This window comes from Pelagibacterium sp. (assembly GCF_035555455.1).
In the GTDB taxonomy this organism is placed as follows: domain Bacteria; phylum Pseudomonadota; class Alphaproteobacteria; order Rhizobiales; family Devosiaceae; genus Pelagibacterium.
This window is the reverse complement of sequence record NZ_DATMGM010000070.1, coordinates 25,491-49,110: the sequence shown is the minus strand read 5'-3', so window position 1 is coordinate 49,110 and position 23,620 is coordinate 25,491. Positions and strand designations below refer to the sequence as shown.

Genomic DNA, 23,620 nt, shown 5'->3' with positions numbered 1-23,620 from the left:
GCTTCCATCATGCCGGCACCGCGCGGACAGAGGATGATCGACTGTCCATCTCAACCGCGTCCGGCTGCGGGAGGATCAGAGTGAAGGTGATCCGATCATCGCTGCTGTGGCTCAGTTGCACATCTCCATGCTGCATCCGCGCGAGCGCTCTGGCCATATAGAGGCCGATACCGATGCCGGGATGACCTTCGGCGTTTTGGCCGCGAAAATAGCGTTCGAATACAGCATTGCATTCGGCCTTCGAAGCAATCCTCCCATGATTGGTGACTGCGCATTCGACCCTTTCGCCATTTACCGCGACGACAACAGCAATCGCTGTTCGCGGCGGTGAGTATTTCACGGCGTTGGACACAAGATTGACAAGAATGTTTTCCGCATGAATCGGGTCGCACAGCGCGATCGCGGACCCTGGTTGGGGACGTTCGACCGCAATCCGCCGCTCAGGCATTTGCTCGCCCTGCCGGGCACAGATGTCGGCGGCCAGTTGACCGAGATCGCAAGGCTGACTGCGGATTTCGATCTGGCCGGCATCGAGGCGGGCAGCGTCGAGTGTGCTTTCGACAAGCCTGACCAGGCGGGCGATCGCCTCGCGGGCTTTGCTGCCCCGTTCCTGCACTTCCATCGGCGCCAGCCTGTCGCTCCGCCGCATCAGGCGTTGCAGCGCAGAATCGACGATGGCCAACGGGGTGCGGAACTGGTGCGAGATCATCGTGCCGAAATTGCGGTAAAGCTCGGCCGTCGCCCGTTCGCGCTTCAGGGCCGCGTCAAGCTCCTGAGTGCGGGCCTGCACCAGATGCTCCAGATGGTCACGATGGTCTGCAATCTCCCGCTGCGCAGCCCGCCGTTCCGTAACGTCGGAAACCAGCAGGATCGAGCCGATAATGCCTGGGCCATCACGCAACGAAAAGCAACTCAGATCAACATAAAGGGGCTCGGCCTGTCCGGGTGGAAAGAATGGCTGGTCGAGCAGCGCAGCAGATTGCCCGCCGAGGGCGTTGCCGATGGCTCGTTCGATCTTGTCGATCTGAAAAAAGCCGGAAACGTCGCCAAGCGTCATGCCAATCGTGAGGGCGCCGGATTTGCCGAACAGTCGTTCGGCAGCTTCATTCCAGACCGTACAACGGCAGTCGAGATCGACAGCAATGATGCCCTCGCCGCTGGAGCCGATGAGCAATTGGGAAAATGCCTTCTCCTTGTCCAGAAGGCGGGTGCGCAGTCTTGCGTCTCGTATTGCCAGCAGGAAGTGAATGCAGAGAATTGCACCCGCAACGGATATGCCGATCAGCGAGACGACGATCTGCCAGAGCTGCTCGCGCGACGCGTCCAGCGTATTGCCGAGATCGTCCCATTCGGCGACCATCGCCTTGTTGGCTGCTCGCCCCAGCGCCGTGTCGTAGGGCAGCAGGATCGCCCGGATACGCGGCAGGTCTTCTGGCTTGGCCTCCATCACAAGCGAACCCAGTTCGGACAGGTTGCCGCGCAGGTCATCGAGCGCGCCGCTAAAGCCAAGGTCTTTCATCCGGCGGCGCTGCGGCCCGTCATCGAGCAGTGCCAGGCGGCTCAGAAAGACATTGTAGCGCAAGTCCATCTGCGCGCGATCCACATTCCCCGTGGCCCGCTCGGTGGCGGTGTCGCTGAGCTGGAGGCTCGAAACATGCGCCCGTGAGATCACCCACAGCATATTCTGCGTCGCCTCGATACGCATGTCGCGCTCGATGGTGGACAGGCGCAGCAGGGAGAACGCCAGCAGCACTACGAAGATGACGATAGCCAGAAGCGGCAGAGCAACGCCCAGCAAAGTGCGAACCGACCTGCTCATTTGATGTCGAGCCATCGCAACTGCCATACCCAGCGATAATCGTAGCGGATGTCCTGAAGCTCGGCGTGCTGGTCGCGCGGATAGACGATCCATAGCGGCCCCTTGTCACTGGGCAGCAGCGGCTCGCCGTCCATCTCATAGGCGACGAGGACGTCGTAGCGGTCGAACTCGCTGACAGCAATGTCGATCGCGTAGTCGTTGAGAGCGCTCGCCGTCACGGTGGAACCATGCGCGCCGACCAGTTCCAGCAGATCCCGCATCAGGAAACCCTCGAAGCGGCGCACCCCATCGGTCACAGCCGTGGCCGTTTCCAGCCGGACGGCTGGAAGTGCCTTCAACATCTCCATGTCGAAATGCGCCGCGTCGCCGGAATTGGTCCTTGAAAGAGCGCCGCCGACATCAAGTAGGATTGGGCCTTCCGGAGATGGCAAGTCTGAAAGATCGCGAGCCTGTGCGGTCGCCGAAAGACAAAGCGACGCGGAGACCATTGCTGCTATGAAAAATCCCTGCAAATCGGTTCGCTGCTCCCCCAACAACATTCTCGATCGATTTTATGCCGGCAGCCTGTTCTCCTGCTTCTTCTGGCTGCTGCGCTATTTTGACCATTTATAGCGCAGTTCTCCTCCATGTCCCTATTCAAACGAACGGGGCGCGTCGGCTTTTCTCCTGCTAGGCTTCAAGGAGCAGGGACTACGGAGAGCCACATGTGGGATTTCAGTATCGGCGGCGCGCTGGCGATGATGGCGCGCACCATGCCGTTTATCGTGCTGCGCATGGCAGTCTATTTCGGCATCGCTATTGGCTATGTTCTGGTGACGGGAACCGGGGCCGGCGTCGGCTATGGGGTCGGCGGCTTCGGTGACGAAGGGTTCCAGGCGAACTCGACGCTGTGGGGCGGTGTCATGGGGTTCGGCATCTTCGGCGCCATCATGTACTGGGCCCGTGAATACATCCTCTACATCGTCAAGGCCGGGCATATCGCCGTTCTGGTCGAACTGATCGACGGCAAGCCCATACCGGACGGAAAATCCCAGATCACCCATGCCACCGCAGTGGTGAAACAGCGCTTCGTACAGGCGAGCGTGCTGTTTGCCATCGACCAGCTCATCAAGGGCGTGATCGGCGCGATTACCGGACTAGTGCGTGGCATTCTCTCGATCCTTCCGCTGCCGGGTGTGCGCCAGGTTTCGGGCATCCTGCATGCCTTCCTGCGCGTTGCTGTCGGTTTTATCGACGAGATCATCCTTGCCCATGCGATCCGCACCCGCTCGACCGATCCCTGGGGCTCCGCCAAGGAAGCACTGGTCCTTTATGGCCAGAACTACAAAATCATGCTCAAGAACGCTGCCTGGCTGGCGGTCATCGTCTATCTGCTGAGCTTTGTGGTTTTCCTCGTCATGCTCGCCCCGGCAGCTCTCGTCGTCTATCTGATGCCCGGTGCATGGGCGGCAGGAGGCTTCGTCTTCGCCTTGCTGTTTGCATGGAGCGTCAAGGCCGCGCTGCTGGAGCCGTTCGCCATAACCTGCCTGATGCAGGTCTATTTCAAGACTATCGAGGGCCAGCAACCCGACCCGGAATGGGAGGCGAGGCTGGAACAGATGTCGTCGCATTTCCGCAAGCTCAAGGCCCGCATTACCGGCGGTGTTGCCACGCCCGCTGCGCGCAACGGAGAAATCGCATGAAATCCTTGCTGACGGCGGCCGTAACCGCCCTTGCCCTCACTGCCGCCGGGGTGCCCGCGATAGCGCAGGAGCAGCCCGGAACCATTCTGGTGCTCGATGCGTCCGGTTCGATGTGGGGCCAGATCGACGGGGTGAACAAGATCGTCATCGCCCGCGAAGTCGTCGCCGATATTCTGGCCGATTTCCCCGAAGACCAGAATCTGGGATTCGTCGCCTATGGTCATCGTGAGCGCGGCCAATGCTCCGATATCCAGACCGTGATCGAACCGGCCCCCGGCACCGCTCATGACATCATCAAGATCGTCAACGAGCTGAACCCGCGCGGCATGACGCCGATGACCGATGCCGTCATTACAGCGGCACAGGCGCTGCGTCACACCGAGCAGGCGGCAACCGTCATTCTGGTGTCGGACGGCATCGAAACCTGCAACCCCGACCCCTGCGCCGCCGCCCGGGCATTGGAGCAGGCGGGCATCGACTTCACTGCCCATGTCATCGGCTTCGACGTCAAGGGCGAGGCCGAGGCGTTGCTGCAGATGCAATGCATTGCCGAGGAAACCGGCGGTCGCTTCCTCACCGCCGATAATGCCGCGGAGCTGACCGAAGCGCTGCAACAGGTCGTTGCCGCGCCCCCGATCGCCGTTCCCGCCACGACAGAACTGACGTTGCATGCGGTGATGGATGGCGAGGTCGGATCGCTGGTCGAAACCCCTTTCGTGTGGACCTTCAACGCTGGCGAAGACAGTTTCGAGCTGGAGGGTAATCCCGGCGTCGCCGAATTGCCGGCTGGCGATTGGAATATCACCGGGTACCATGTCGTGCTGGAAAGCGAGCAGACCGCGCAACTGAGCATTTTCGCGGGAGAGCCCCAGACCTATGTGATGGTCTTTGCGGAACCGCAGCCGACCCTGCCCCTGGCCAGTGTCAGCGCCCCGTCCCAGATCGTGGTCGGCTCGGCCTTCCCTGTCACTTGGCAGGCCGAGGGACTCGATCCGCGCGATTACGTTACCATCGTTCCCGCCGGCGCCGAAGCGGGTGCCTATACCGATTATGATCGCGTTGATGGCGCCAGCGAGGGCAGTCTGCGCGCCCCGGCCGAGCCGGGTCTTTATGAAGTGCGCCTCCAGACCGCTGGCGCTGGCGAGGTTCTGGCGACCACCTCGGTTGAAGTGGTCGATATCGCGGTCTCGGTCAGCGCCCCGACCCAGGTTGTGGTCGGCTCCGAATTTGCCGTGACCTGGGTGGCCGAGGGGCTTTTTCCCCGCGATTACGTCACCATCGTGCCCGCCGGTGCTGATGAGGGTTCCTATACCAATTATCACCGCATCGCAGACAAGTCCGAAGGACGCCTCCGTGCCCCCGCCGAGCCGGGTCTTTATGAAGTGCGTTTGCAGATGGAGGGCAGCGGCCGGGTACTGGCCACCACCCCGATCGAAGTGGTGGACACGGACGTGACCGTCTCGGCCCCCGCCCAGGTTCTGGTCGGCTCCGAATTCGCGGTAACCTGGGTGGCCGAAGGGCTCTATCCCCGCGATTACGTCACCATTGTCCCTGCGGGAGCCGACGCCGGCACCTACACTGATTATGCCCGTCTTGAAGGCAAGGCCGAGGGGCGTCTGCGGGCTCCGACCGAACCGGGCCTCTATGAAGTGCGTTTGCAGATGGAGGGCAGCGGCCGGGTACTGGCCACCACTCCCATCGAAGTCCTGGAAGGCAATGTCACCGTTAGCGGCCCGGACCGGGTGCGCGCCGGAGCGGACGTTGCGCTGACCTGGAGCGGTGCCATCTATCCGCGCGACTATATCACCATCGTTCCCGCCGCTGCCGAGGATGGTCAATATGCCGACTATCTCCGCATCGGTGACGCCAGCGAGGGCCGGATGACCGCGCCCGCTGAACCGGGACTTTACGAGATCCGCTATCAGCTGGAGCGCGGCAATCGGGTTATGGCCCGCCAGCCGCTTGAGGTGCTGGCCGCCAATGCTCCGCTCGACGATGGTGCCGGGCTGGTGGTGCCGGCGACCGGCAAGCCGGGCGCAACCATTACCGTGAGCTGGACCGGCGAGGCCGACAGCGCCGATCAGCGGGTGACGCTCGCCCGCACCGATCAGGCCGACTTTAGCTGGATCAGCGCCGAGAGCGCCATCGGTCGCAACAGTCTGGAAATGATCCTGCCTGACACGGCTGGCACTTACGAAGTACGCTTTCTGGACGTAGCGGGCCGCGCGGTGCTCGGGCGGTCGGTGGTGGAGGTGCTGCCATGATGAATAGTCTGCGAACGGCGCTGGTCGCAACCTTGGCGATCGGTCTGGCCCTTGCTGCACCATCGGCCCGGGCCGAGATCGACGGACACGGGCCGGATGCCTGGCGCGTCACCGGCGTTTCGGCAAACGACGTGCTCAATGCGCGCATGGGGCCGGGCACGAATTATCCGGTGATCGAGACTTTCGCCCCCAATGAGCGCGGCCTGATCCAGATCACCTGCGTCCCGTATTTTACACCCGCCATTTACGAGCGGATGACCCAAGCGCAGCTCGATGCGCTGCCGGCGCGCTGGTGCCTGATGCGCAATGCCTCCCTGAGTAAAGCCGGTTGGGTGGCTCAGCGCTATATCACCCCCGACGATACCATCGCCACGCCGGGCCGGACAGAGCGGTCAAGCACCCACCCGGTGCAATCCCCGCCCGAGCCTTATGCGGCGGACCCCGATATCGATCCCGTGGCCCAGGCACAGGATCTGGTGCGCGAAATCTACGAACGCGAGTTCATGGCCGAGGGTGGCGGCATGGCCAGCGCGTTCGACCCATCGGTGGCCCACAATTACTTCACTGAGGACATCGTGGCCTTGTTGGCCTCGGGCAATATCGGTGCACATCCGCTCTATGGCGCGCAGGATTTCGACGGCGCCGTCGGGGAGCCGATGCCCGACCCCGATCAGCCCATGTTTCGCGGCATGATCACCATCAATGTCGACTTCACCAATTTCGGCCAGCCGCAACGCGCGGTTTTCTATCTTCGCGCCGATACCACCAAAGCTGGTGCGCCGCTGCGCATCTTTCGCGTCGAGCATGAGGGCTGGTCCTATCCATGAACCGGAGCCAAAATCCCGTGAGCATTACTTCGAATAGGAGGTCGAGAGCCTTCAGTACCGGCTTGGCTATCTTGTCACTGTTGTTTTTGGCCGGGTGCTCCACGCAAGCGGAAAGCCCTCAATCAGCGACTTCCGACACTGCGATCACAGCATCGGGGGTGCTCGATACGTCAATGGGCATATATCAATTCACACCGAGCAGTTGCGGCGTTCACTACGAAGACGGCGTCCTCGACATTGAAATCGGCGGCCCCGGCACAGCCCCGGACGGAGAAATATTCTATTTCGAACTGTCCTCTATCGCGAACCAGATTATCATCGAACTCGGTGTCGATGGTCCTTTCAAAACGTCCGACCGACAACTTCGGGCGGGTCAGTATACATCGGAGACATTCACCATCGATGTTTCAGACAAGGTCATCTCGGTGTCCAGCCTGGTTCTCGTCGATGAGCAGGGTGACCGCGTCGATGCCAATGCCAACTTGAGGATCGACTGCGACGCGTAAACCAGTGGATTGTGAACCGCCTGGGGATTTCCGGGGCTGTTTGGTTTAACTAGGCGACCGTGGCTAGTTGTTCTGGTGCGACATAGAAGTTCGCCTCGCTGCATCAGCCAACATCAAACCCATCCCGCTGCATTTTCCGCCATAACTTTTTCACATTGCGCGGACACTTCGCATCGCGGCGCAGAGGGAGACCAGATAGTGGAACATCCGACGGCTGCCTCCAGGCCGGGGCATCGTGGCGCCGATGGCCCGATCGAGGCCGACTAGGACTTGTCACCGCATAGCGGATTGATGATCTCGAGCCCCTGAAAATCGCGCTCGTTGTCCGTGACGATCACGCAGTCGTTTGCACCGGCGACAGCGGCAATGATCATATCCAGCGCGCTGCGGACGAGCGTGGCGAGCCGGTGCGCGGACTGCGCGAGATCGACGAAGAGCAGGCGGAGGCTCTTCGGCGGAAGCGGCTTTCACGGCCGAACCCGCCCGAGGAGTGGCAGATCGTCGAAGCTCCCAATCTGCGGATAATCGACAACGACCTTTGGGATGCAGTCCAGACGCGGAAGAAAGCCTATGGCGGTGTGCACAAACGCATGGCGCGCCGACCCGAGCATATGGTCTCGGGCCTCGTGCGGTGCGGCTGCTACGATGCCTCTTTCACAGTCAAGAGCAAGGACCAGCTCGGCTGCGCCGCGCACCGGGACAAGGGCACGTGCAACAATAACCGGACCGTGCGTGTTGCCGATCTGGAGCATCGTATCATCGAAGGCATCAAGCGGCAGTTCCAGTGCACGGAGGCGATCACCGGAGGGGAACGATCGGATCGAAGCCGGCAATCACCTGCGTGATATGGTGCAAGTGATCAAAGTCCATCCAAGCGAGGTGCGCAGGAAGTACGAGCTACGACTTGTCGAGAAATTGGCGGAAATCTTGAACATGCAACACCGCAAGCCCGGTGAACCGCCTAGGACTGTAATGGTGGTAGCGGAGGACCGTAGCACACGAATACCCCCAGTCAGGTTCGGGCGCTTCGTGGCTTAGAAGCGCGCCACTAAGCCTATTCTATGACGAACTGGGCCTGAAATCGAAAAGTCCAGCATAAAATATGCTCGGCACACTGTTTAGGCGGCGCAATTGACCGGGACGGGTTTATTGTTTTTTTCCACGAGGCCCCTATGCAGGGCGATCACCGCCCTCTCGAAATCATCCTCCTCGACCATGACCTGCAGATCGACCTTGCGCACCATGTCAGTAATCCCCACTGGCTCGATCCCTGCTTCATCGAGAGCCTCAATTGCCCGCGCGAGAATGCGGGCGCCGGAAAGATCGCGACCGATTGCCGATACCACGGCGAGCTTGCGCAACGTGGTCGTTGCAGTGGGAAAGGACGCAGCCAGTTCGGTCTCGACCCGCTTGATCGCCTTCATCGACCCTTTGAGATAGTGGGTGATGGTATTGGCGTTCGACGTTTTTGAAAGGATCGACACCTTGTGTCGCGTCAGGGCCGCAAGGATTCCTGCGTCATACCCTTTCACGCCGACCATGTCCTGATCGTAGAACTCAAGTGCAAAGACGCCTTTGAGCCCCGTTACAATCTCCGCACCTGGCCTTGTGGGTGCCAGATCGCTCATGATCACCGTGCCGGGGTGGTCAGGCTCGAACGCATTGGTGACGCGCAGCGGAATCCCTGCCTGCCGGAGTGATTTGGCAGCGCGGGGATGGATCGCTTCCATCCCCATATTGGAAAGCTGGTCGGCTACATCATAGTTGGTTTCCCCGATCACACGCACCTTGTCCGTCCCCACTAGCCGGGGATCGGCTGAAGACAGATGAAATTCTTTATGAATGATCGCCTCGGACGCGCCGGTGACGACCGCAACCCGCGAAAGCGTGACCTCTGAATAGCCGCGATCATAAGTCTTGATCAGCTGTTCGGTGCATTGCGCGTAGCCGGTTACGATGGGCAATTCGCGGGACAGGTCAATCTGCTTGAACTGGTTGGCAATGTGTTCATCGAGCGGCAAGGCGCCATCTTGGCGCCAACCCGTCAAATCCACGAAGCGTGCATTCACCCCGTGTTGGTTGAGTAGCAGCGCCGTGTTGAATGCCGACTGCGCTTCGCCCAGAGAAGAAAGCATTTCCCGCACCGTGAGAAGGTGGGATTCGAGCTGGAAATGACCGAACGAGCACAGCCGGGACAGATCGACAAGACAGGAACGCACGCCTTCGATCCGCTCGCGGATGAAGCGATCGGCTTCCTCACGGCGTGCAGCATCGGGAAAGATATCAGCGTTCTTTTGCTCCATTGTCGAAGCTACTGCCGAAAGAGCCTCATTCCATTGAGATCCGCCCTCGGCGCTCGCAAATAGCCCATAAACACCCGCCTCACCGGACTTTTTGTGCTCAAGGAGAAGGTCGGTCATCCCCGCATAGGCTGAAACGACAAAAACGCGGTTGTAGAGTTCGCTGTCCTTGCGCTTGAATATGGTGTCGAGCAGTTCGTGACTGCGCGACATGGAAGTCCCGCCGATCTTTTCCACGGTGTGAGGATGTTGCATCGTCGATTTATCTCTGGTGGTTTGAATGTTTACGCCGATCTGCCTATTCGAGGGGGCCTGAAACGATCTCGATCGGGCCCTGGGGGGCGCGGCTGGAAAGAAAAGCCGGGCGCGGCTTGCTGGCCGCATAGGGTGCTTCCAGACGGTTGGACCAGGCATTGTAAACGAAAAAGGCATTCGAGCGCGGAAACGGCGTAATGTTCCCGTTTGAGCCGTGCATGGTGTTGCTGTCGAAAAGAACCACCGTGCCTGCCTTGCCCGAAGCGTATTCGATACCGAACTTCTGGGCCATTTGCGTCAAGGCGTCCGGGCTCGGAACACCCACTTCCTGCTTACGAAGCGAGGACTTGTGGTTATCCTCCGGGGTTTCTCCAGCGCAGGATACGAAGTGCATGTGCGAGCCGGGCATCAGCATCAACGGCCCGTTGAGCGCGTCATTGTCGGTCAGGAGGACCGAGGCTGAGATGGCCCGCATGCGCGGCATGCCATCCTCAGCGTGCCAGGTCTCGAAGTCCGAATGCCAGTAGAATTCCTTGCCGGTGAAGCCCGGCTTGTAGTTCAGCCGACTCTGATGAAGATAAAGATCGTCATCGAGGAGGAACTTGACCTTCCCGGCAATCCGCTCGTCGCGCGCCATGCGGTTGAACAAGGCGCTTTCCTCTTCGAGACGAAAGATCGTCCGCACGGCCTCCGAACCGGGTTCGGTCACGACATTTTCGGCTTTGAGGTGGGCGCTTCCAGAGCGCAGACGACGCGATTCATCCTGAAGCCGGGCCACCTCGCCGGCAGAAAAAACACCCTTGAGGACGAGAAAGCCTTTTTTCCCGAACTCTTCGGTCTGCGCGCGGGTAAGGGGCGCTTCGGGGCTCCATTTGCCCCAAAGAACCGGGTCCTTGCGCTCTTGCCATGCTTCCTGTGTTTGGCGAGTGGGATACGCATCTGATCGGGAGTGAGCTACGGAAAGTGTCATTGCTTCCTCTAATCGTTTGTCGGGGATCAGGCGCTTGCCTCAAGTTCTTCGGCTGGCGCGTAGGATCCGTCCGGGCGATGCACTTCGGACCCGGTGACGGGCGGGTTGAAGCAGCAGGCCAGCACCAGTTCTTGGCGCGCCGAGAGCCTGTGATGATCGTTTTTGTCGAGTGCGTACATAACGCCGGGTCCAATATCGTGGGTCTCTCCGGTCTCGAGGTCCTCGATCTCGCCGCTCCCCGAAATGCAATAAACGCTTTCGAAATGGTGCTTGTAATGAAATTCGTGGCTGGTGCCCGATGCGATACGGGTAATGTGGAACGAAAAGCCCATTCCATCACTGGCCAGCAGCAGGCGGGTTGAGTCCCAGCCGTCGGCCGTAACGAGCCTTTCGCCCTTGCGAGCGTCGTTGAGGTTGCGAACAATCATGATTGTCTCCTGGCTTTCACTGAGCAGCAGTACGAGAAATGTCCTGGGCAAGAATCGTCTCGAAAGCATCCTCGATGATGTCGAGCCCCTTATCGAGTTCCGCCATTTCAATGGTGAGAGGGCAAAGAACCTTGACCACTTCGTCGCGGCTCCCTGAAGTCTCGATGACAAGGCCCAGTTCGAAGCATCGTGCGCAGATCGCCGATGCAATCTCGCCGCTCTCGGTGTTGATGCCCATCATCATGCCACGGCCGCGCAGGTTCAGATCATGTTGAGCGGCAATAGCGCCAAGCCGAAGTTTCAGGTGCTCGCCCTTGGCCTTAACCGATTCACTAAACGCTTCGTCACGCCAGAACTTTTCCAGCGCTATTCGCGCCGTCACAAACGCATGGTTGTTGCCCCGGAAGGTGCCGTTATGCTCAGCCGGTGCCCAGATATCGTATTCGGGCTTGATCAGTGTCAGGGCCAGAGGCAGTCCCATTCCTGACAGCGACTTGGCCTGGGTAATGATGTCGGGAGACAGACCGAACTCCTCGAAAGAAAAGAAGGCTCCCGTGCGTCCGCATCCAGCCTGGATATCGTCGACAATGAAAAGCGCGTCATGCTTTCTGGCAATGGCCTCGATTTTTTTGAGCCATTCGGGTGACGCGACATTGAGCCCACCCTCTCCCTGAACCGGCTCGACCAGAATTGCTGCCGGCGCATCGATGCCCGCGGACGGGTCACTCAGCATCTGGTCCAGCATCTCGGCAGTATCGATTTCGGGCCCGAAATAGCCGTCGAACGGGGCTTGGTAGACGCCATTGAGCGCAATGCCGCCGCCCTTGCGCTTGCTTGCGTTACCCGTCGCTGCCAGTGCTCCCAGCGTCATGCCGTGGAACCCGTTGGTAAACGCGATGATATTGGAGCGGCGTTTGACCTTGCGGGCCAGCTTGAGGGCGGCCTCCACGGCATTGGTTCCTGTTGGGCCTGTGAACATAAGCTTGTAATTCATGCCACGCGGCTTGAGGATAATGTCCTCGTAGGCTGCGAGGAATTGTTCCTTGGCATCGGTGAACATATCGAGCCCGTGAGCAATACCATCCGCAGTGACATACTCGACCAGAGCCGCCTGCATGTCAGGATCGTTGTGTCCGTAATTGAGTGAGGAGCACCCGGCCAGAAAGTCGATATAGGCCTTGCCGTCCTCAGAAAAGATTGTCGCACCTTTCGCCTTGTTAAACAGCTTTGGGAAGCTGCGCGAATAAGAGCGCACTTCACTCTCCATGCGATCGAAAGTGGCGGTTTTGTCGGCGGTCATGCACTGTCTCCTTTGAGGGACGGCGTGAAAGGGAAATAGGGGAAGGCGGATATGCATCGTGACGGCTTCAGGCGACTTCGCGCACAGGAAGCGTTTCGCGCTCGAAAGGGCCGATCGTCACGAGGAATTCTGTATCGTGCTTGCCGGCAAAGTGATCGTCGCGCCGGAAATAGGGCTGACGCACCAGATCGGCATCCAGCGTCTCCGCAACAGATCCAAACAGAGCCCATGAGGGGCGGTTGTCACTCGTGATCGTCGATTGTATCCGGCGTATGCCGCTACAGACATTTCGAGCGAGAACAGCATTGATCAGCCGCTTGGCCAGTCCCCGGCCACGCGCCTTTTCAGCGACGCAGACCTGCCAGACAAAGTAGGTATCAGGATGCTCGGGCGCGATATAGCCCGACAGCCAACCCACCACCTCGCCATCGATCTCGGCAATCGCACAGGTCGAAGCGAAATGGCTGCATTGAAGCAGATTGCAGTACATCGAATTGTCGTCGAGCGAAGCCGTGTCAGCCACGAGTTGCCATACGGTAGCGCCGTCTTCTCGCTCGGGACGGCGAATCGTGATTGCCGCCAGCGCCGCCGGGGGGGTTGGGTCGCTCGCAGTGGCGAGTTCCATCTGTATCCTCCGTGTTCGGTTGCCGGATACTTAGGGGAATCAAACTAATTGTCAACGCGCAGAGACCGCGATGCATCGCGTGATATGCCTGTATCGCCCGTAGGATAGGCGCTTCAGCCGGTAAAAATAATTTCTAGAGCGTGCACCATGTGCCGTAGTGCAACGCAAATTAGTTAGTGTTCTCTAATTGATTTCCCGCTCGGACGCGGAGGGGGCTTGGGAACGCAAGCAAGTACAGATAAAAGGATGGGTAAACTCTTTTCCGGAGCCCGACCGCGCCGTGCCAGCCTCGACAAAGATCGCGCTATCCGCCTTGCGCAAAATACTGCGCAAGACCGAGGTCAATTCCAGAGCTTTAATGCGCGAAACTGGTTTGACGCCTTCGCAACTGGTGTTCATGCAGCTTCTCGATGATGGGGCAGAACATACTGCTGGCGCAGTCGCCATGCGCATGGGCATCACCCAGGCCACCACGACCTCGCTCATTCACAAGCTCGAAGCCTTGGGCATGGTGATCCGGCGCAGAAGGGACACCGACCGCCGGCAGGTGTGGCTCAGTTTAACCGACAATGGTCGCAAGATGCTCGACATCGCCCCTGACGGCGCACACGCACAGTTTCATGCGCAATTTTCAAAACTCGCCGAATGGGAGCAACTCATGCTTATCTCGGCGCTCGAGCGTGTAGCCGCGATGCTGGGAACCCAAGATGAAGCCGCCGCCGTCCTTACGTCGGACGCGGATCTTGCTCCTGATACTGAAAAGGAAATTTGAGCGCCAGTCTCCCAGATGGATCAGTCCTTTTCCCCACGTTCCATAAGGACATAATCTTCGTTCCTCTCTACCGGACGTTTATCCGTAATTTCGGCCGGAAGGTTGTGGTTCCTTCCCGTTTTCCCTAAGCTTATGGGACCGATGCCGACGACACTTAAAATCCGGTTCCCTGCGCATTTTTCATTATGCAACCCAAAACCGGACTGGACTGAGGACGGAATATTGACCGACAAAATAACACCTAAAGCCGACACCGAAACTTCCGAAGATGCCGTCCCGCCGCCAGAAGGCACCACCGAAATTATCGATACCGATTACGAGATCGGCCAGGACAACATCAATTATCGAAGACGCCTCGTCCTCGAATTCGACGTCCATAACCCGGTCTTCGGCATATCCGCCCTAACCATTGTCGCCTTTACGGTGTTGACGCTGATCTTTCAGAACACCCTTGGCCCCTTCTTTTTAGCCACCCGGGACTTCCTAACAGCGAATCTCGACTGGTTCTTCATCATCGCCGGCAACATATTCGTCCTTCTCTGTGCAGTTCTGATTATGCTTCCTCTGGGGAAAGTCCGGCTTGGCGGTCCAGACGCAACGCCCGAATATAATTACATCTCCTGGTTCTCGATGCTGTTTGCTGCAGGTATGGGCATCGGCCTGATGTTCTACGGCGTCTCAGAACCATTGGGTAATTTCACCGCCGCGTTCGAAGGTCCAGTTACGGGACCGGACGGGGTGCGCACCGATTGGGCGCCGCTTGGTGGAATGGTCGGCGATGCCGAAGGTGCACGGCGTCTTGCAATGGCGGCCACAATCTTCCACTGGGCGCTGCATCCTTGGGCGATCTATGCCGTTGTTGCCCTCTCTCTTGCGCTATTTGCCTTTAACAAGGGTTTGCCCCTCACCCTTCGCTCCGTCTTCTATCCAATTTTCGGCGAGCGCATCTGGGGATGGCCAGGACATGTCATCGATATTCTTGCCATTCTCGCAACGCTGTTCGGACTTGCCACCTCGCTCGGCATCGGAGCGCAGCAGGCTAGTGCTGGTCTCGACTTTCTCTTTGGCCTGCCATCGACCACCGGCAGCATGATCGCTTTAATCATCGTGATCACCGCGATTGCCACTGTTTCTGTCGTCGCCGGAATGGATAAAGGCGTAAAGCGCCTGTCTGAACTTAATATGGGCTTAGCGTTCCTGCTCTTGCTGTTCGTCATCGTGGTCGGTCCGACCTGGCAGATTATCACCGGTTTTTTCAAGAACCTGCTGGCCTATGTCGAATACTTGCCCGCGCTCTCGAACCCAATCGGGCGCACTGATGACAATTTCCGGCACGGCTGGACCGCCTTCTACTGGGCGTGGTGGATCAGTTGGTCGCCCTTTGTTGGCATGTTCATCGCCCGCGTTAGCCGGGGACGAACAGTGCGTGAGTTCATCATCGCTGTGCTCCTTATTCCCTCCATCGTCTCGACCATATGGATGACGGCGCTTGGCGGCACAGCAATCAGCCAAGTCGTTGATCAGGGTATGACTTCGGTTCAGTCCGCTGTCCTAGAACTTCAGCTCTTTGAAATGCTGGCCGGCCTTCCTCTGACGGCGTTCACTTCGTTAGTCGGCATTATTCTGGTTACCGTATTTTTTGTAACTTCCTCGGATTCCGGATCGCTCGTTATTGACACGATCGGTGCAGGCGGCAAGATGAACGCGCCTACGCCACAACGGGTATTCTGGGCAACTTTCGAAGGGCTGGTCGCCATTGCGTTGCTTCTTGGCGGCGGCCTTGCCGCCTTGCAGGCCATGGCAGTCTCCACGGGATTTCCGTTCACCATCGTTCTGCTCGGGGCATGTTTCGCCCTGGTGAAGGGACTGATGGCCGAGCCACGCTAATCTTCGAAGGGCCAGCGTGCTGGCCCTTCGTTATGCGCATTGTGGGGCACATCCCACCGCCGAACGTCTTTAGCACGACTTTTCAGGAGCGACACCGCGCAAACTTTTTTCTATGCGCGCGCGGGAAGGTTGGTTGGAATTCCGGTGCTTTGTACCCATCGCGAATATCATAATTAAACGGAAGCTCTGCACCTTTCTTCTGTGACGGGGTATGACCACGACGACGGCCACCTGAAGGTCTGTTTTGGAGCCGTCGCTTCCTGTTGTGAACAACCTATTCAGGTTCGTAAGTAGCCGCTCGCTCGCTACGCCCCATCCCTCCCCCCCCAACTCCTCACTTCTTCCCCACATCCCTCCACGCCCGCAGCGGATCCTTGCTGATCATCAACAGCCACACAATCAAATTGCGCCCCGAGATCCCCAGCACTCCCGCCACGGCATAGGCGGCGTTGTCCTTGAGGTTGAGGAATTCGATCACCGGCTCGGTGGCCGCATAGGCGACCAGGGCGCCAGACAGCAGCGCGATCAGCGCTGTCACCCAGGTGTGTCGGCGGAACTCGATGAGCACCGCCAGCCCTGCCCCGATGATCGCCGGGATGACGGTGGCGGGCTTGAGCGCGGCAAGGTTGGCAAGCCAATGATCCATCAGGGCCTCCATCCGCAGGTGGTCGCGCCGAACTGGTTGTGCACGAGGATCTGTCGCGCCGTGCCTTCGGTCAGGTGATCTTCAGTCGAGGGCCGGATCGGTGCGGACACCTCGCAGAAGCTGCCCGCCGTTGTGCAGGCCGAGAGCAGCAGGATGGCCAGTGCGGCCACGATCAATCTCGGTTCCATTTGCCCAACTCCCGTTCCACGTCCTCGATGCCCATCGCGCCGACGCCCTGCTCGACGCGCTCCCCAGCGGCGCATTTACGTCTTATTAAGACTCTCTGCTTTGTATGGGGTGGGGGACTCGAGTTGGAATTTGGATCCTGGGAGGAAAATATGAAACTAAGATTGTCCCTCAATGGCTTGCTCGCTTCATCCGCGATCTTTGCGCAGACGCCGGCGATAGCAGCCGATCCTCTCGAACTGTTCGATAATTTTGCCGTTCCACCCGCAAGCGCGCCCAGCAGCCTGCGCGATCAGTGCCTAGCCCTTTTGAGTGGAGCCATCACGCCTTCCGTCCTCGACAAACTGCAGGCGGCAAACTGCTGTGCCACCGTAAATTCCCTGACGCAGGACCGCTCAATGCAGATCGTTGCCAAGCGGATGCAATGCGATGGGGGTCCTGGCATAATTGAACGCCCTGACCGACCCGATCGGGACGATCCAACCGCTCCGGCATCGCCCACTACACCAGCGACGCCTCCGACGACCACTTCCACTGTGCCACCAACAACGCCCACAGGGACGACGCCGACGACTACCACGCCAACCACGCCCACAGGGACAACGCCGACGAGCACCCCACCAACCACGCCCACAGCAACGACGTCTCCCACAGCGTCTTCTCCGACCTTGCCCACATCGTCTGTCGACCTTTCAAAGCAACTCAGATCCATCGGAATGCTGAGCATTCTCGCCGCCTGATCTAACATTTCAGACGGCGTTAAATAGTACTTGGCCACCCCAGCACTGGTGTGAGCGTCACTTTTGGGTCGGATAGAATATGTCTCCAGTTGAACTGGATGGCAGAGCTTCTGCTCCCCATCCTTCTGATGTGCAGTCGGGTCTCGATCTCATGCGGCGCGGGAAACCTAAAAAAGCGATCGCGGTGTTTCAGCGCGTCTTGGAACATCACCCCGCCGATCCGATTGCCAATGCAGCAATGGGCGAACTGATGGTGGCAGAGAAACAGTTTTCTGCTGCGAAAACCTATCTCGCCTACGCCTGCACCTTCGACCAGGACAATCCGAGCCTTCTTAACAATCTCGGCTATGCTCACGTTCTGGACGGAACGCCCGATGAGGGAATTGTCTTTCTTTTGAGAGCCGATGAACTCTTGCCGGATACGGCCGCGATTAAACTGAATATCGCGAGGAGTTATGACCGCCAGGGCCTCTCGGAACTGGCCCTACCGTTCTGCCGCGAAGCGTTCGAACTGGTGCCAGAGGATGCGACCGTGCGTCAGCTCCTCGCCCATCTACTGGGTGCCAATGGCCATTTTGAGGAAGCCATTGAGCACTACCAATATCTGGTTTCTTGTGGCATCCGCGTAGCTCGTAATATCCAGGCGATCGTTTTGCTGCGTAAGCAGACGCCGCAAGACAATCTCCTGCCGACAATCGAAGAAAATCTCCAATCCGCCCAATCGAAAGGCGACTTGAACAATCTGCACTTTGCAGCAGGGAAAACCCACCTGGATCTGGGAAATTACGCCGAAGGGCTGTCTCACATCATCAGCGCAAAAGTGGCGCGGGGCGAAAAATTCAAGCGGGCCGGAGTGCTTCGCAACCTCGAAAAGTCGACCGAAGTTTTTACCCAGTCCTATCTCAAAGAACGAGAACATTTCGGCAGCTCATCCGAGAGGCCAGTATTTATCATCGGCATGCCCCGCTCGGGCTCGACGCTGACCGAACAAATACTCAATGGGCACCCAGCTATCGCCGGCGCGGGCGAGCGCAACCTGTTTTCAGACGTCCTGACGGCGCTGGGCCACAATCTCGGCAACGACCTGTTCGTTCAACAGATGCTGAATCTCAAAGAAGTCGATGTGCGTGGTTTCTCGTCCCGATATCTTCGGGCCATAGCGGCCTTCGGGCCGGACAAACGCTATATAGCCAACAAGTTCCTCCATAACTTTCTGGCTATGCCGTTGATTTCACTGTTATTTCCGAATGCCACTTTCATCTACTGCAAGCGAGATCCGATGGATTGCTGTCTGTCGATTTTTACCAATCCACTGGATTGGGGGCATAAATATTCACTGCGCCTTGATGATCTTGGATGGTACTTCCGTTTTCACGAACATGTCGTCAGGCACTGGCGTTCCATCATCCCCAACCGAATAATTGATATTCAGTATGAGGATACGGTTCAGAATTTGCGAGGGACGGTTGAACGTGTCCTGTCAGAACTGGATCTCGAATGGCACGATGATTGTGCCAGCTTCCATGAGCGCACCCGCAGTGTGCAGACCTGTTCGAAATGGCAAGTCCGGCAGCCGCTCTATTCAAGTTCCGTCGGGCGTCACAAATTGTTTGGAGAAGCCCTTGCGCCTCTGGCAGATGCGCTTGCCAAATACGAGGATAGCTTTCAGAAACATTTGGGTTAGCGTCGCACAATCAGGCTGTAATGGCGCTGTTTCATGATCGTTGGCATAGGACGAGTTACTTCTTCCCCACATCCCTCCATGCCCGCAACGGATCCTTGCTGATCATCAACAGCCACACGATCAGATTGCGGCCCGAGATCCCCAGCACGCCGGCGACGGCATAGGCGGCATTGTCCTTGAGGTTGAGGAACTCAATCACCGGTTCGGTGGCAGCATAGGCGACGAGGGCCCCTGAGAGCAGCGCGATCAGCGCTGTCACCCAGGTGTGCCGGCGGAACTCGATCAGTACCGCCAGCCCTGCCCCGATGATCGCCGGGATCACCGTGGCGGGCTTGAGCGCGGCGAGGTTGGCAAGCCAATGGTCCATCAGGGTCTCCATCCGCAGGTGGTCGCGCCGAACTGGTTGTGCACGAGGAGTTGCCGCGCCGTGCCTTCGGTCAGGTGATCTTCAGTTGAGGGCCGGATCGGGGCCGACACCTCACAGAAGCTGCCCGCCGTGGTGCAGGCCGTCAGCAGCAGGATGGCCAGCGCGGCCACGATCAATCTCGGTTCCATTTTCCCAGCTCCCGCTCAACGTCCTCGATGCCCATCGCGCCGACGCTCTGCTCGACGCGCTCCCGGTCCTGCCGGGCGCGGTCGGCCCGCTGGCGCTGCTTGGCCCGCTCAGCCTCCTGCCGCTTGCGATATAGCCCTACCCCTGCTCCCAGCGTGGCGACGGCCAGCGCCAAGCGCCAGCCGCCGACGATGTACGCGCCCAGTACCGCCCCAAGGGCGAGCACCAGCCACCAGTGCTGGAACATCCAGCCCAGAACGCTAAGCATTCTCCCCTCCCCGCTTGCGGCGGATGAACCAGACAATGGCGGCCATGAACCCGATGACGGCAATCAGCCCGATCGCCCATTGCACCGGACCATCGCCCTGGGCCACGGCGCTGCCGCCGACAATCACCGGGGTCACCACCGGCCCCAGCTCCTTGACCGTCTCCACCAGGCCGTCGGGACGCGCGGGCGGGGTAAAGCCCGGCGTGGCCGGGTCTGCCGCGAACCAGGCATTGTTGCGCCCGGCGCCCTTCCAACGGGCCGGGGTGGCGCGGGTGTCGATGTGCATGAAGTTTGACGCCGGGTAATGACCGAACCCGGTGAACCCGACCGCCCTTGCTGCGGCTTCGAACGCCACCGGGTCGTGGTTTGCCATCACCACGTCGAACGCCTTGCCATAGAGGTGCTGGCTGGTCTTGGCCCCGCCCACGGCGGCATTGTGCTGGGGCGAGCGATAGGCGCTGGTGATGATCAGCGGCTTGCCCAGCCGCGAGCGCAGCGCCTGGAGCTTGTCGAGGCTTGCCGCATCGATCTTCACCCGTCCGGTGCCCTTGCAGGCGATTTCCTGGGCGCTGAAATTGGGCCAGCGCCAGACGCTGGCTGGAACGTCCTGCCAGTGGGCATAGTCGAGTGCCATGACGGCCTCCTGTCACTGTTGGATTTTATGAAAACTTGCGCTGCCGCGCATACGGCGTGGCGACGGCGTGCCGCTACGCTCCCACCGTAGGAGGTGCGCCATGCGTTCTGTGAAGCGGTTGATGTCCAATATCGGGATTGTGCTGGCGGCGGGTGCCGTCGGCTTTGCCGGGGTTTATGGCTTTAGCGGCGATGCGCCGTTTGCCGACCAGGTTTTCGCCATGCTGTCCGACGAATGCACCATCAAGGGCAATATCAGCATCGGCTCTGGCGAGCGCATCTATCACGTCCCCGGGCAGCGCTATTATGGCGACACGATCATCCGGCCCGAGTTTGGCGAGCGCTGGTTCTGTTCGGAAGCGGACGCGCAGGCGGCGGGCTGGAGACGCTCTGGAGTTTGAGGCAACCTCTGGGCCATCGCGCCCGGATGCTTACGTGCCCTCCGCCCGTTCAGTTTGACTTAACCGAATTGGGCCTTAATGTGTCGACTCTGTCACATTTGGGGGATGAAGCAGCGTGCCTCTACAAATCAATACGCTCTTTCGCAATGCTTTGGCTGTTATTCTGGTTGCTGGCGCTACGGTGTATCTGGGCTGGTTCTGGATCTCGACGTTCAAGACCGCATCCACCATTGTTGTAGCCGCTTTAGGTTGAGCGTGCTTGGGCAAGTCTGAAGCTCCAAGGCCTCGATGAAGTATTACGCCAGCATATTTTTGACGTGGCTGTGCGCCATGGCTCGGCTTTCGCCCATTTCATTCTGAGCACTTACAGCGCAAAAATCCTGATTATAGCCCCAGCCGTCGGTATCAGTGGCAGCGCCCATGCCTTTGAGCATCGCAAACAGCCGCAGCCGCGTCGCCTCATCAACACTGACCATACGCTTGATACACAGGCCTATGATAAAGAGGTTGCGCACCAGGACAAGATTTGGGGTGCCCGAGCCGTCGGTGCTGTGAAAGTCGGTCACCGGCACACGCCAGCCGCCGTAGTTCTCCGTCAGATACCGGTCGAAATCCTCGGGCCCCAGCACCGTGTGCCCGCGAAAGTCATAGGACTTGAGATCGAACGCACTGTTATTCCACCGGTTGATCGCCGATCCATGCCAGCAGGTCTCGCCTTCCCTGTGGTGGATGAACACATCGAACGGCACCCCGTTCCGGTGGGTGAGCTTAATGCATGCCGGCACCTCCTCGATGCCGACATCCCCATTCGGACCGAAAAACCGCACCTGCCGGTCAAACTTTTCCAGCGTGAACACGCCCCCGGCGACCAGGGTCTCGATCAAGACCTGGCCGGGAAAGTCATCCATCATGATGCCAACATCGATGTCGTAATCATGGGCCAGCCAACCGCCTTCGCGCACAATACCGAGCAGCGTGCCGGAGACAACGAACCACTCCACACCCTGCTCCTGGCAGGCGGCATCAAAATCCTTGAGTGCAGCGTCGGCATCTTCAGCGGTAACGAAGCGCGCCTGCTGCCCGATTTCATCGGCGAGGCGCTTCTGATTGATCCGTATGTGCTCGACCGCCGGCAGCGCGTCCCCGGCCTCCCGGGCATGGAGCGCATGCCAATGGCGATAGCGGTTTCGATCGCCGGCCAGCAGCGCCGCCTGGGCCAGGTTGGCATAGATGCAGATGAGGTCTGACGCCGAGATCCACAGCGGCACCCTTTCGCGCCGTTTTTCCACCCGGGCGGCGAGGTTCCCGATTTCATCGACATCCAAAAACAGGGTGCAAATGAACAGCGGATCGTGGGCCACCTGCTTTTTGAGCCAGCCGTATTGAACCGACCAGGCCAGAAAGCGCAGCCCGATCTTGAAGCGATTGCCGAAAAAATGCTGTGCAGCGAGACGGGCAAAAACAGGATCGAGGGTGAGGACCAGACAAACGAACCAGGCCCCGGCCCCGAATACCATGCGAACGATGCGCGGTTGTGGCCCCCCAAGGGCAATAAAGGCCTGACCGAGCAGCCGCCGCATTAGAGGTTCGCCGCTCTCACCGAGGCGAGGATTTCCGTGGTCGAGATGTTGTCGGTGCGCGGCAGATACACCACATCGCACAACCGCTTGAATTCATCGAACCGACCGACCCAATCGTCGCCCATCACAAGAATATCGGCTTTATGCGTGGTGATGTATTCGCCCTTCCACTCAAGGCTTTCCTCGGTGAACACCTCATCGACACAGGCTAGGCCAGCCACGATGGCCATCCGGTCGGCCTCCTTGAAGACTGGGTAGCGCCCTTTTTTTTTGAAGTTCAGACGATCACTGGAAACACCGACCACGAGCCTGTCGCCCAACGCTGCTGCCCGCTCAAGAATGCGTAAATGCCCGATATGAAACACGTCGAATGTGCCAAATGTGATGACCGTCTTGCCCAAGATACCCCTACCCCCGGAAGCCAAACCAAGGCTTTTCTATGTCATAAAATTGTCATGCGGGCAACATGCTGGACGCAAGTCGATCAAATTAGTGCTTTAATCAGCATCGACTAGAAACAACCGAAGCCGTTTATTACCCAGTAGCCCTAAGTTCCGCTACCGAGCGAGCAATCACTTCGTCAGCGCTGCTCGCTGCAAAGGTAATAGCTCCGGCCTCAAGCGACCCTTGAAACTTGCAGATAGCTGGGCAGTGACGTACCCAACATCAATCCCAAGCCCACCATCGCTGCGCTTGCCGAAAGCTGCACGTTTGTCATAAATCTATCACGACCGCGGGTGGCATCGAGAGCAACTTCATGGCTGTGTTGACTGCAAGAAAAGGACAGATTAGACGCCTAATCAGCCGTCGCGAAGCTTGTCCTGAGCGACCCATCAACATTTCTCGCTTATCGGCCTCAATGCAGAGCCGTGCCAATCTGGAGATTAGTTAGGTGTTTTCCAAAATTCACCGACACCATTTGGGTCATTACTTTCCCATTCTGGTATTAGCCACGACGTGCACGGGACTACTTGGAACAATAATTTTTCCTCATAATGCGGTATACGTCGCAATAGGAACGTTCATTGCAATTGTTGCAATCATAATCACAGGCCCAGCACAGGAATTTCGGGAAAAAATAGCTTCATTTAGAATCATGCGTGGCAAAGCATCGAAAATTCCTAAACAAAACATTCCTTTTTCTTTAATAGCTATTTTTACTACAATTCCACTAATTTCTTCACTATCATGGATAACTTTAGCGGCAACAGTGATTCCACTGGGATTATACCTTGCTCCATTCGCTCTAGACGCAATATTCGACATACTGTTTTTTCGGCGGCTTAGGAGGGAG

25 protein-coding genes and 1 pseudogene are annotated in these 23,620 nt (G+C 58.7%); 9 read left to right on the top strand and 17 right to left on the bottom strand.

Features of this window, described 5'->3' with window-relative positions:
* Positions 1–7: 7 nt before the first annotated feature.
* On the bottom strand, positions 8–1,819 hold the full coding sequence (locus VNS12_RS14970) for a sensor histidine kinase (RefSeq protein WP_325488653.1): 1,812 nt from the start codon (positions 1,817–1,819) through the stop codon (positions 8–10).
* Complete coding sequence (locus VNS12_RS14965; RefSeq protein ID WP_325488652.1) at positions 1,816–2,331, bottom strand: putative pterin-binding protein; 516 nt, start codon at positions 2,329–2,331, stop codon at positions 1,816–1,818. Before VNS12_RS14965 ends, VNS12_RS14970 begins: the two co-directional genes overlap by 4 nt.
* 192 nt (positions 2,332–2,523) lie before the next feature.
* Between VNS12_RS14965 and VNS12_RS14960 the strand changes: the two genes are divergently transcribed.
* From VNS12_RS14960 to VNS12_RS14945, 4 genes are all read left to right on the top strand, one after another.
* Positions 2,524–3,501: a hypothetical protein gene (locus tag VNS12_RS14960; RefSeq protein WP_325488651.1), complete on the top strand. Its 978-nt coding sequence runs from the start codon at positions 2,524–2,526 to the stop codon at positions 3,499–3,501.
* On the top strand, positions 3,498–5,765 hold the full coding sequence (locus VNS12_RS14955) for a VWA domain-containing protein (RefSeq protein WP_325488650.1): 2,268 nt from the start codon (positions 3,498–3,500) through the stop codon (positions 5,763–5,765). Before VNS12_RS14960 ends, VNS12_RS14955 begins: the two co-directional genes overlap by 4 nt.
* The gene (locus VNS12_RS14950; protein WP_325488649.1) at positions 5,762–6,592 is read left to right on the top strand and encodes an SH3 domain-containing protein; all 831 of its coding nucleotides are present in this window, start codon (positions 5,762–5,764) and stop codon (positions 6,590–6,592) included. The genes VNS12_RS14955 and VNS12_RS14950 overlap by 4 nt, the downstream gene beginning before the upstream one ends.
* A gap of 71 nt (positions 6,593–6,663) precedes the next feature.
* Positions 6,664–7,098 carry a hypothetical protein gene (locus VNS12_RS14945; protein WP_325488648.1) on the top strand — a complete coding sequence of 145 codons (435 nt, stop codon included), beginning with the start codon at positions 6,664–6,666 and terminating at the stop codon, positions 7,096–7,098.
* 263 nt (positions 7,099–7,361) lie between these two features.
* Here the strand turns inward: VNS12_RS14945 and VNS12_RS14940 are convergent.
* A pseudogene (locus VNS12_RS14940) lies at positions 7,362–7,487 on the bottom strand (VapC toxin family PIN domain ribonuclease); the annotation flags it as partial.
* Between the two features lie 18 nt (positions 7,488–7,505).
* Between VNS12_RS14940 and VNS12_RS14935 the strand changes: the two are divergent.
* On the top strand, positions 7,506–7,943 hold the full coding sequence (locus tag VNS12_RS14935; RefSeq protein ID WP_325488647.1) for a recombinase zinc beta ribbon domain-containing protein: 438 nt from the start codon (positions 7,506–7,508) through the stop codon (positions 7,941–7,943).
* 273 nt (positions 7,944–8,216) lie between these two features.
* Here the strand turns inward: VNS12_RS14935 and VNS12_RS14930 are convergent, their stop codons facing one another.
* Genes VNS12_RS14930 through ectA form a run of 5 tightly spaced genes read right to left on the bottom strand, consistent with a single transcriptional unit; the run spans position 8,217 to position 12,976 of the window.
* Positions 8,217–9,653, bottom strand: coding sequence for an aspartate kinase (locus VNS12_RS14930; protein ID WP_325488646.1), 1,437 nt, complete (start codon positions 9,651–9,653; stop codon positions 8,217–8,219).
* A 43-nt stretch (positions 9,654–9,696) separates the two neighbouring features.
* Positions 9,697–10,623: an ectoine hydroxylase gene (thpD, locus tag VNS12_RS14925; RefSeq protein ID WP_325488645.1), complete on the bottom strand. Its 927-nt coding sequence runs from the start codon at positions 10,621–10,623 to the stop codon at positions 9,697–9,699.
* Between the two features lie 26 nt (positions 10,624–10,649).
* Positions 10,650–11,051 (bottom strand): ectoine synthase, encoded by a 402-nt coding sequence (locus tag VNS12_RS14920; RefSeq protein ID WP_325488644.1) that lies wholly within the window; start codon positions 11,049–11,051, stop codon positions 10,650–10,652.
* 16 nt (positions 11,052–11,067) lie between these two features.
* Positions 11,068–12,408, bottom strand: coding sequence for a diaminobutyrate--2-oxoglutarate transaminase (gene ectB / locus VNS12_RS14915; RefSeq protein ID WP_414693129.1), 1,341 nt, complete (start codon positions 12,406–12,408; stop codon positions 11,068–11,070).
* A 10-nt stretch (positions 12,409–12,418) separates the two neighbouring features.
* On the bottom strand, positions 12,419–12,976 hold the full coding sequence (gene ectA, locus VNS12_RS14910; protein WP_325488643.1) for a diaminobutyrate acetyltransferase: 558 nt from the start codon (positions 12,974–12,976) through the stop codon (positions 12,419–12,421).
* Between the two features lie 187 nt (positions 12,977–13,163).
* Here ectA and VNS12_RS14905 point away from each other — a divergent pair, with 187 nt between their 5' ends.
* Both VNS12_RS14905 and VNS12_RS14900 read left to right on the top strand, forming a co-directional pair.
* Entirely contained in the window at positions 13,164–13,748 is a 585-nt protein-coding gene (locus VNS12_RS14905) for a MarR family winged helix-turn-helix transcriptional regulator (RefSeq protein ID WP_325488642.1), read from the top strand.
* Positions 13,749–13,970: 222 nt separating this feature from the next.
* On the top strand, positions 13,971–15,635 hold the full coding sequence (locus tag VNS12_RS14900) for a BCCT family transporter (protein WP_325488641.1): 1,665 nt from the start codon (positions 13,971–13,973) through the stop codon (positions 15,633–15,635).
* Positions 15,636–15,969: 334 nt separating this feature from the next.
* On the opposite strand, the gene VNS12_RS14895 is transcribed toward VNS12_RS14900, so the two are convergent.
* Positions 15,970–16,281, bottom strand: a complete 312-nt coding sequence (locus VNS12_RS14895; RefSeq protein ID WP_325488638.1) for a hypothetical protein — start codon at positions 16,279–16,281, stop codon at positions 15,970–15,972.
* Positions 16,281–16,469 carry a hypothetical protein gene (locus tag VNS12_RS14890; protein WP_325488640.1) on the bottom strand — a complete coding sequence of 63 codons (189 nt, stop codon included), beginning with the start codon at positions 16,467–16,469 and terminating at the stop codon, positions 16,281–16,283. Before VNS12_RS14890 ends, VNS12_RS14895 begins: the two co-directional genes overlap by 1 nt.
* Before the next feature lie 817 nt (positions 16,470–17,286).
* Here VNS12_RS14890 and VNS12_RS14885 point away from each other — a divergent pair.
* A complete protein-coding gene (locus tag VNS12_RS14885; RefSeq protein WP_325488639.1) occupies positions 17,287–18,891 on the top strand; it encodes a tetratricopeptide repeat-containing sulfotransferase family protein in 1,605 nt (534 codons plus the stop codon).
* Between the two features lie 55 nt (positions 18,892–18,946).
* On the opposite strand, the gene VNS12_RS14880 is transcribed toward VNS12_RS14885, so the two are convergent.
* From VNS12_RS14880 to VNS12_RS14865, 4 genes are read right to left on the bottom strand one after another with little or no spacing between them, the layout of a single operon-like run.
* Positions 18,947–19,258, bottom strand: coding sequence for a hypothetical protein (locus VNS12_RS14880; RefSeq protein ID WP_325488638.1), 312 nt, complete (start codon positions 19,256–19,258; stop codon positions 18,947–18,949).
* Positions 19,258–19,446, bottom strand: coding sequence for a hypothetical protein (locus VNS12_RS14875; RefSeq protein WP_325488637.1), 189 nt, complete (start codon positions 19,444–19,446; stop codon positions 19,258–19,260). Before VNS12_RS14875 ends, VNS12_RS14880 begins: the two co-directional genes overlap by 1 nt.
* Complete coding sequence (locus VNS12_RS14870) at positions 19,431–19,712, bottom strand: hypothetical protein (RefSeq protein WP_325488636.1); 282 nt, start codon at positions 19,710–19,712, stop codon at positions 19,431–19,433. Before VNS12_RS14870 ends, VNS12_RS14875 begins: the two co-directional genes overlap by 16 nt.
* Complete coding sequence (locus VNS12_RS14865) at positions 19,705–20,346, bottom strand: YcbK family protein (protein WP_325488635.1); 642 nt, start codon at positions 20,344–20,346, stop codon at positions 19,705–19,707. The genes VNS12_RS14870 and VNS12_RS14865 overlap by 8 nt, the downstream gene beginning before the upstream one ends.
* A gap of 100 nt (positions 20,347–20,446) precedes the next feature.
* On the opposite strand from VNS12_RS14865, the gene VNS12_RS14860 reads away from it, so the two are divergent.
* Positions 20,447–20,746 (top strand): sunset domain-containing protein, encoded by a 300-nt coding sequence (locus VNS12_RS14860; protein ID WP_325488634.1) that lies wholly within the window; start codon positions 20,447–20,449, stop codon positions 20,744–20,746.
* 296 nt (positions 20,747–21,042) lie between these two features.
* Here VNS12_RS14860 and VNS12_RS14855 read toward each other — a convergent pair whose 3' ends face one another.
* The 3 genes from VNS12_RS14855 to VNS12_RS14845 form a co-directional block, all read right to left on the bottom strand.
* Positions 21,043–22,326, bottom strand: a complete 1,284-nt coding sequence (locus tag VNS12_RS14855) for a LicD family protein (protein WP_325488633.1) — start codon at positions 22,324–22,326, stop codon at positions 21,043–21,045.
* A complete protein-coding gene (locus tag VNS12_RS14850) occupies positions 22,326–22,727 on the bottom strand; it encodes an FAD synthase family protein (protein WP_325488632.1) in 402 nt (133 codons plus the stop codon). Before VNS12_RS14850 ends, VNS12_RS14855 begins: the two co-directional genes overlap by 1 nt.
* Positions 22,728–23,316: 589 nt before the next feature.
* Positions 23,317–23,592 (bottom strand): hypothetical protein, encoded by a 276-nt coding sequence (locus VNS12_RS14845; RefSeq protein ID WP_325488631.1) that lies wholly within the window; start codon positions 23,590–23,592, stop codon positions 23,317–23,319.
* Positions 23,593–23,620: the final 28 nt, after the last annotated feature.

Bases quoted from the DNA above. Each gene is read 5' to 3' on its own strand.
- ectB (WP_414693129.1), bottom strand. From the start codon at position 12,408: ATGCATATCCGCCTTCCCCTATTTCCCTTTCACGCCGTCCCTCAAAGG.
- VNS12_RS14955 (WP_325488650.1), top strand. From the start codon at position 3,498: ATGAAATCCTTGCTGACGGCGGCCGTAACCGCCCTTGCCCTCACTGCC.
- VNS12_RS14970 (WP_325488653.1), bottom strand. From the start codon at position 1,819: ATGAGCAGGTCGGTTCGCACTTTGCTGGGCGTTGCTCTGCCGCTTCTG.
- ectA (WP_325488643.1), bottom strand. From the start codon at position 12,976: ATGGAACTCGCCACTGCGAGCGACCCAACCCCCCCGGCGGCGCTGGCG.
- VNS12_RS14890 (WP_325488640.1), bottom strand. From the start codon at position 16,469: ATGGAACCGAGATTGATCGTGGCCGCACTGGCCATCCTGCTGCTCTCG.
- VNS12_RS14845 (WP_325488631.1), bottom strand. From the start codon at position 23,592: ATGTCGAATATTGCGTCTAGAGCGAATGGAGCAAGGTATAATCCCAGT.
- VNS12_RS14855 (WP_325488633.1), bottom strand. From the start codon at position 22,326: ATGCGGCGGCTGCTCGGTCAGGCCTTTATTGCCCTTGGGGGGCCACAA.
- thpD (WP_325488645.1), bottom strand. From the start codon at position 10,623: ATGACACTTTCCGTAGCTCACTCCCGATCAGATGCGTATCCCACTCGC.
- VNS12_RS14880 (WP_325488638.1), bottom strand. From the start codon at position 19,258: ATGGACCATTGGCTTGCCAACCTCGCCGCGCTCAAGCCCGCCACGGTG.
- VNS12_RS14875 (WP_325488637.1), bottom strand. From the start codon at position 19,446: ATGGAACCGAGATTGATCGTGGCCGCGCTGGCCATCCTGCTGCTGACG.
- VNS12_RS14895 (WP_325488638.1), bottom strand. From the start codon at position 16,281: ATGGATCATTGGCTTGCCAACCTTGCCGCGCTCAAGCCCGCCACCGTC.
- VNS12_RS14950 (WP_325488649.1), top strand. From the start codon at position 5,762: ATGATGAATAGTCTGCGAACGGCGCTGGTCGCAACCTTGGCGATCGGT.
- VNS12_RS14930 (WP_325488646.1), bottom strand. From the start codon at position 9,653: ATGCAACATCCTCACACCGTGGAAAAGATCGGCGGGACTTCCATGTCG.
- VNS12_RS14860 (WP_325488634.1), top strand. From the start codon at position 20,447: ATGCGTTCTGTGAAGCGGTTGATGTCCAATATCGGGATTGTGCTGGCG.
- VNS12_RS14960 (WP_325488651.1), top strand. From the start codon at position 2,524: ATGTGGGATTTCAGTATCGGCGGCGCGCTGGCGATGATGGCGCGCACC.
- VNS12_RS14865 (WP_325488635.1), bottom strand. From the start codon at position 20,346: ATGGCACTCGACTATGCCCACTGGCAGGACGTTCCAGCCAGCGTCTGG.
- VNS12_RS14885 (WP_325488639.1), top strand. From the start codon at position 17,287: ATGTCTCCAGTTGAACTGGATGGCAGAGCTTCTGCTCCCCATCCTTCT.
- VNS12_RS14920 (WP_325488644.1), bottom strand. From the start codon at position 11,051: ATGATTGTTCGCAACCTCAACGACGCTCGCAAGGGCGAAAGGCTCGTT.
- VNS12_RS14870 (WP_325488636.1), bottom strand. From the start codon at position 19,712: ATGCTTAGCGTTCTGGGCTGGATGTTCCAGCACTGGTGGCTGGTGCTC.